The organism is Bartonella sp. AP57NXGY, from assembly GCF_042195805.1.
In the GTDB taxonomy this organism is placed as follows: Bacteria; Pseudomonadota; Alphaproteobacteria; order Rhizobiales; family Rhizobiaceae; genus Bartonella.
In genome coordinates this window covers 1-575 of record NZ_JBHIOZ010000646.1, presented here as the reverse complement: position 1 = coordinate 575, position 575 = coordinate 1, and the positions used below count along the sequence as shown (strand labels likewise).

At 43.0% G+C, this 575-nt stretch carries 1 pseudogene; it reads right to left on the bottom strand.

The annotated features are described in order from the left end of the window. Positions 1-130: 130 nt before the first annotated feature. Positions 131-575 (bottom strand): annotated as a pseudogene (locus tag ACFIL8_RS12440) (NADH-quinone oxidoreductase subunit H); the annotation flags it as partial.

The window sequence follows — 575 nt, the reverse complement described above, 5'->3', positions numbered from 1 at the left end:
GGGGAATGCTGGCGATTGCAATGAGTGTTAGGATGTTTCATATGAGAAATGCTAGTGTGAGTGGAAGGAAGTTTTTTCATAGTAGATGTATGAGCTGGTCGTAGCGGAATCGGGGGTATGTTGCTCGAGTTCATAGGAATAGAGAGGTTAGGAGGAGTGTTTTGGTGGTAAAGCATGTTGTGAATAATTCTGGTGAGTGGGTGGGGTAGAATGTGCTTAGAAAGATTGTAGTTGTTAGGGCGTTCATTATAATAATGTTTATATATTCGGCTATAAAGAATAGGGCGAATGGGCCTGCGGCATATTCAATGTTAAAGCCTGATACTAGTTCTGACTCGCCTTCTATGAGGTCGAAGGGGGTTCGGTTTGTCTCTGCTAGTGTGGAGGTGAATCATATTATGGCTAAAGGTCATGATGGTAGGAGGAGTCAGAGATGTTCTTGTGTTGTAATAAGTATACTGAGGTTAAATGAGCCGTTTGTTAGTAAGACTGATAGCAGGATGATAGTGAGGGTAACTTCGTATGAAATTGTTTGAGCGACGGCTCGTAGGGCTCCAATTAGGGCGTAGTTTGAG